Raw genomic sequence first — 5,799 nt, 5'->3', positions numbered from 1 at the left:
CTTGGTTACAGGTCTTAACGGCTTCTTTAGGCATTATCATGACGATACTGAAAGCCTATTTTCTCGTTTTTATCGCCATCCTTGTCCGTTGGACTGTGCCTCGGGTTCGCATTGACCAACTCCTTAATTTAGGATGGAAATTTTTGCTACCCATTTCTTTAGCAAATCTTCTCCTCACGGCGGCTTTCAAATTAGCCCTTCCTTTTGCTTTTGGCGGCTAATATTCAGTGAGCAGTCATTAGTTATCAGCGCTCAGTCACCAATTATTCCATGTTTAAATTTCTCAAACAAGTTAGCGACTATGCCACGGATGCTGTGCAGGCTGCAAAATACATCGGTCAAGGTCTATCGGTGACTTTCGACCATATGCAGCGCCGTCCAATTACCGTGCAGTATCCCTACGAAAAGCTCATTCCCTCGGAACGCTATCGGGGTAGAATCCATTTTGAGTTTGATAAGTGTATTTCCTGCGAAGTCTGCGTTCGCGTTTGTCCGATCAATCTTCCTGTTGTGGATTGGGAATTCGACAAAGTAGCAAAGAAGAAAAAACTCAATCACTACAGTATTGATTTTGGGGTTTGTATTTTCTGTGCGAATTGCATTGAATATTGTCCCACCAATTGCCTCTCTGCGACGGAAGAATACGAACTCGCAACTTTCGATCGCCACGAACTCAATTACGATAATGTGGCTCTAGGACGCTTACCCTATAAGGTAACGCAAGACCCAATGGTAACGCCCTTGCGAGAATTCGCTTATTTACCTAAAGGTGTTATGGAACCTCACGATCTGCCCAAAGGTTCTCAAAGAGCAGGTCAACGTCCTGAAGATATTAAAGAGTAGCGATCGCCCATTACCGATTATCCATTATTTACAACAAGGAGAAAAAGTGACTTTAGCAGAAGGAGTTCAAGACATAGCCTTTATCGTTTTAGCAGCCTTAATGATTATGGCTGCTTTAGGGGTTGTCTTGTTCGAGAAAATTGTTTACTCGGCATTTTTGTTGGCTTTGGTTTTTATCAGTATTTCTGGGTTATATGTTTTGCTCAATGCCGATTTTGTTGCAGCAGCCCAGATTTTAATTTATGTTGGGGCGGTGAATGTTTTAATTTTGTTCGCTATTATGCTTGTGAACAAGCGGGAAATTTATACTCCAGTTAAAAATCGCTGGCTGCGCCAAGGCGCAACAGCAGTGGTTTGTGGGGGTTTATTCCTGTTATTGGGAACAATGGTTGTAGCGACTCCCTGGGCGATAGATGAAACTGTTGTTACGGGTAGTACCGTGATTGCGATCGGCAAGCATTTTTTCAGCGATTTTTTGTTGCCCTTTGAGTTAGCTTCGGTATTACTTTTAATGGCAATGGTAGGGGCAATTATTCTAGCGCGTCGGGATTTTATTCCCGCAGTTTCTAAGACTTCCAAGCAACCTCAAGGGGATCTAAAATTACCCGAACGTCCTCGAGAGGTAGCGGCGATCGCAGGCAATTCTCCCAAAAATTAAGCAATCAAAACTCAAAACTAAGCGTTTATGCACTTACAACTTCAGTATTTCCTCATTCTGGCTGCTGCATTATTTTGTATCGGCATTTATGGTTTAGTCACCAGTCGTAATGCCGTGCGAGTTCTCATGTCCGTGGACTTGCTTCTCAATGCTGTCAATCTCAATTTGATGGGCTTTTCCAACTTTTTGGACCCAGAAAATATAAGAGGACAAGTTTTTACGCTCTTTGTGATTACCGTTGCAGCCGCAGAAGCAGCAGTAGGTTTGGCTATTATTCTTGCCATTTATCGCAATCGGGATACGGTGGATATGGAACAGTTTAATCTGTTGAAATGGTAGCAATTTCAGCGATCGCGCTAAACCTTGTAGGGACGTTAAATTTAACGTCCCTACACAAGTATTGACATAAGAAGGTTAATGCAAAATAAAATTGAACAAAATAAAGAAAATAAAGATGCGACACGATCGCCTTTTTGGGACAATCGCTATCAAAACCAGGATACTCCTTGGGATTTAAAGCAACCTGCCCCTGCTTTTGTAGATTTACTTGACTCCCCAGGGTTTCCTAAATCGGGAAAAATTGCAATTTTAGGGTGTGGAACCGGAAATGATGCCCTTTTATTTGCAAAAATGGGGTTTGAGGTAACAGGATTCGATTTTGCTCCCTCCGCGATCGCCATCGCCCAAGAACGCGCCCAAGAGGTTAATTTAAAAGCAGAGTTTTTGCAACGAGATATCTTTGCCTTATCGGAAGAATTTGCAGGCGTTTTTGATTACGTTGTAGAGCATACTTGCTTTTGCGCCATTTTACCCGAACAGCGCGATCGCTATGTCGAAGTCGCGCGATCGCTGCTTAAACCCAAGGGAATACTATTAGGCATATTTTTTACTCATTCTCGCCCTGGGGGACCCCCTTTCGGTTCAACTTCAGAAGAAATTTGCAGCTATTTTCAACCCGCTTTTGAAATATTATCTCTCGATCCCCTAGAAAATTCTCATCCCAAACGTCAGGGAGAGGAACATTTCGGACAGTTTCGGCGCTTATAACCGTTTGGACATGATTTATATTCGATCGTAAATTGGCGATCGCAAACTAAAGATAAGGAAGGCGATCGCCACAATAAAGCGATTTTTCCTTGATAATTGATAAATCGATCGTCTTTCCATGGATATCAGTGACACTATCAACCTCGACCGCTTCTTTGCCCGATCTGACTCGAGACTGGCACACCTACAATGCAGATGATACTCTGACAACCTTAAAAAGCAATGCCGATCGCGGCTTGAGTGCAACAGAAGTGGAGGTGCGATCGCGTTACTACGGACGCAACGAACTCCAAGAAACCGCCCAACGCACGCGCTGGCAAATTTTTCTCGATCAGTTTAGCAATATCATGCTTTTAATGCTGATTGCCGTTGCTGTTATCGCCGGGGTTTTGGATTTTCTTGCGTTGCAAAGTGGCGAACTCAAAAGCGGACTCCCCTTTAAAGATACGGCGGCCATCCTCTTTATCGTCATTCTTAACGGGATTTTAGGTTATGTGCAAGAAGTCCGCGCAGAAGCCGCCCTCGCAGCTTTAAAGAAAATGGCTTCTTCTCGGGTGCGAGTAGTGCGAGAGGGACAAACTCGGGAAATTGATGCACCGGATCTCGTACCAGGAGATATTCTCTTGTTAGAAGCGGGGGTGCAATTGGCCGCCGATGGGCAACTCCTGGAAGCCGCCAATTTACAGATTAGAGAATCTACTTTAACGGGAGAGTCAGAGTCCGCCAATAAGCGCGTCACAACAGCTTTAGCCGCCGATACCCCATTAGGCGATCGCGTTAACATGGTGTTTTCTGGGACAGAAGTGGTGCAGGGGCGAGGCAAAGTTGTCGTTACTGGCACAGGAATGGCGACAGAATTGGGGAAAATCGCCAAAATGATTCAAGGAGTCGAAAACGAGAAAACCCCCTTACAGAAGCGCATGAGCCAATTAGGGAACGTTCTCGTTACTGGGTCCTTAGTATTAGTGGCCTTGGTTATTGCGATCGGAATTCTCAAAGCGGGGAATTGGAGTCCCCTGCGAGAACTGGTGGAAATTTCCCTCAGTATGGCGGTAGCAGTTGTACCAGAAGGGTTGCCCGCCGTCATTACCGTTACCCTCGCCCTCGGTACTCAGCGCATGGTCAAGCGCAACGCCCTGATCCGCAAACTCCCCGCCGTAGAAACGTTAGGTAGCGTTAACACCATCTGTTCCGACAAAACTGGAACTCTGACCCAGAATAAAATGATTGTTCGGGAAGTGGAGACAGCGAGGGGATCATTTCCCGTTACGGGAGAAGGTTACGAACCCGTAGGGGAATTTTTCGAGTCGGGAGAGGCGATCGCCTCCCCAGATCGCCCCGAATTGCAAGCCTTAATTGTCGCTGCCGTCCTTTGTAATGATTCTCTGTTGCGTTACGAAGATAATAAATGGCATATTTTAGGCGATCCCACAGAAGGTTCTTTACTGACTTTAGGGGGAAAAGCGGGTTTGGAACAAGAAAGCCTCAAATCTCGCTTTCAGCGCGTTGACGAACTCCCTTTTTCTTCCGAACGCAAGCGCATGAGTGTTATTTGTTTGGATTCCGAATATGGAGAATCTTACAGCTTATTTAGCAAAGGGTCGCCGGAAATTCTCCTCGGTCGCTGTCAATCTTACCAGTTAGGGAATGAAACCGAATCTCTCACCCCCGATCGCCGTCACGAAATTCTCAACGCTAACAATCAAATGGCAGCGCGAGGGTTGCGGGTTTTAGGGTTTGCTTACAAGGTTTTAGACGATTTACCTTCCACTAACGAAGAAGATGACCCCGAACAAGAGATGATTTGGTTGGGGCTAACTGGGGCGATCGATGCACCTCGCCCAGAAGTTGCCCTCGCAGTACAGCGCAGTAAGGATGCAGGTATTCGTCCAATTATGATTACTGGGGATCATCCTTTAACAGCCCAGGCGATCGCCAAAGAACTCGGTATTGCTGACAGTAAGGACGTTAAATTTAACGTCCCTACATTAACAGGACAAGAATTAGAAAAACTTTCCCAACAAGACCTAGAGTTAGCAGTAGAAAAAGTCAGCGTTTACGCTAGAGTATCCCCAGAACATAAACTCCGCATCGTCCGCGCCCTGCAAGCCCGCAACTGCTTTGTAGCCATGACAGGAGATGGAGTGAATGATGCCCCCGCCCTCAAACAGGCTGATATCGGCATTGCAATGGGGATTACCGGAACGGATGTGAGTAAAGAAGCCAGCGATATGGTTCTCTTGGATGATAACTTTGCAACGATCGTCGCTGCAACGGAGGAAGGGCGAGTGGTTTATGACAATATTCGCCGCTTTATTAAATATATTTTGGGGAGTAATGTTGGAGAAGTCATTACCATCGCCTCTGCCCCGATTTTAGGCTTATCGGGAGTCCCCCTCACGCCACTCCAAATTCTCTGGATGAACCTCGTTACCGATGGTTTACCCGCCTTAGCTTTAGCCGTAGAACCCGCTTCTCCTAATATCATGAAACAGCCTCCCCACAACCCCAATGAAAGCATTTTTGCTCGGGGCTTGGGTTCGTATATTGTGCGAATTGGGATTATTTTTAGCATTTTTAGCATTGCCCTGATGGTATTATCCTATCACCAGACCCAAGGAACAGATAACCCGGAAAGTTGGAAAACGATGGTTTTTACGACACTTTGTTTAGCACAAATGGGACACGCGATCGCGGCACGTTCTTTTACTCGTTTAACTATCGAAATGAATCTTTTTAGCAATCCTTCCTTATTATGGGCAGTTTTGGTGACAACCGCTTTACAATTGGCGATCGTCTATGTTCCTTTTCTAAGGGAATTCTTTGGCACGCAAATGTTAAGCGCAGAACAATTGTTAATTTGTTTGGGATTTAGTAGTTTGATGTTTGTTTGGGTAGAAATGGAAAAACTCTTTGTCCGCAAGTTTTTCCAAGGGAAAATGAGAACGCATTAGCAAAAAAGCTCTGGTTATAAACTCAATCCTGAATTATTGATACGAGTTCATTACATCATGGATAACTCTCCTACAACTTCTAAACGCTTATAATCATCAATTTTAAGAAATTGTTCTGCTAAGTTTTCTGCAACAGAAGGCGTTAACCAACCTAATTGTAATAAAAGATGAATGGCTGTTGCATATTTGGCTCGTTTTGCACCATCTCGTACTTTTAAAGCTAACCCCATACCCTCACCCACTCTTCCCACACACTGTATCCCTTCCGCACCAGACTTACTGACTAATTCACCTTCT

7 protein-coding genes are annotated in these 5,799 nt (G+C 45.0%); 6 read left to right on the top strand and 1 reads right to left on the bottom strand.

What is annotated here, in order from left to right:
- The 6 genes from VB714_RS26630 to VB714_RS26605 form a co-directional block, all read left to right on the top strand.
- A partial coding sequence (locus tag VB714_RS26630) for an NADH-quinone oxidoreductase subunit H (protein WP_323228310.1) occupies positions 1 to 221 on the top strand: 221 nt, incomplete at its 5' end.
- Positions 222 to 270: 49 nt separating this feature from the next.
- Positions 271 to 843 (top strand): NAD(P)H-quinone oxidoreductase subunit I, encoded by a 573-nt coding sequence (gene ndhI, locus VB714_RS26625; protein ID WP_323228308.1) that lies wholly within the window; start codon positions 271 to 273, stop codon positions 841 to 843.
- Positions 844 to 889: 46 nt separating this feature from the next.
- The gene (locus VB714_RS26620; protein ID WP_416309809.1) at positions 890 to 1,501 is read left to right on the top strand and encodes an NADH-quinone oxidoreductase subunit J; all 612 of its coding nucleotides are present in this window, start codon (positions 890 to 892) and stop codon (positions 1,499 to 1,501) included.
- 27 nt (positions 1,502 to 1,528) lie between these two features.
- A complete protein-coding gene (nuoK, locus tag VB714_RS26615) occupies positions 1,529 to 1,840 on the top strand; it encodes an NADH-quinone oxidoreductase subunit NuoK (RefSeq protein WP_323228305.1) in 312 nt (103 codons plus the stop codon).
- A 78-nt stretch (positions 1,841 to 1,918) separates the two neighbouring features.
- Positions 1,919 to 2,548 (top strand): class I SAM-dependent methyltransferase, encoded by a 630-nt coding sequence (locus VB714_RS26610; RefSeq protein WP_323228304.1) that lies wholly within the window; start codon positions 1,919 to 1,921, stop codon positions 2,546 to 2,548.
- Between the two features lie 128 nt (positions 2,549 to 2,676).
- On the top strand, positions 2,677 to 5,502 hold the full coding sequence (locus VB714_RS26605; protein ID WP_323228302.1) for a cation-translocating P-type ATPase: 2,826 nt from the start codon (positions 2,677 to 2,679) through the stop codon (positions 5,500 to 5,502).
- 50 nt (positions 5,503 to 5,552) lie between these two features.
- On the opposite strand, the gene VB714_RS26600 is transcribed toward VB714_RS26605, so the two are convergent.
- On the bottom strand, positions 5,553 to 5,799 hold a 247-nt coding region (locus VB714_RS26600), incomplete at its 5' end, for an asparaginase (protein WP_323228300.1).

It is taken from the genome of Spirulina sp. 06S082, from assembly GCF_034932145.1.
In the GTDB taxonomy this organism is placed as follows: domain Bacteria; phylum Cyanobacteriota; class Cyanobacteriia; order Cyanobacteriales; family Spirulinaceae; genus CCY15215.
This window is presented reverse-complemented; position numbering and strand designations above follow the sequence as displayed.

Coding starts and splice junctions, on each gene's coding strand:
- nuoK (WP_323228305.1), top strand. CDS start 1,529: ATGCACTTACAACTTCAGTATTTCCTCATTCTGGCTGCTGCATTATTT.
- ndhI (WP_323228308.1), top strand. CDS start 271: ATGTTTAAATTTCTCAAACAAGTTAGCGACTATGCCACGGATGCTGTG.
- VB714_RS26610 (WP_323228304.1), top strand. CDS start 1,919: ATGCAAAATAAAATTGAACAAAATAAAGAAAATAAAGATGCGACACGA.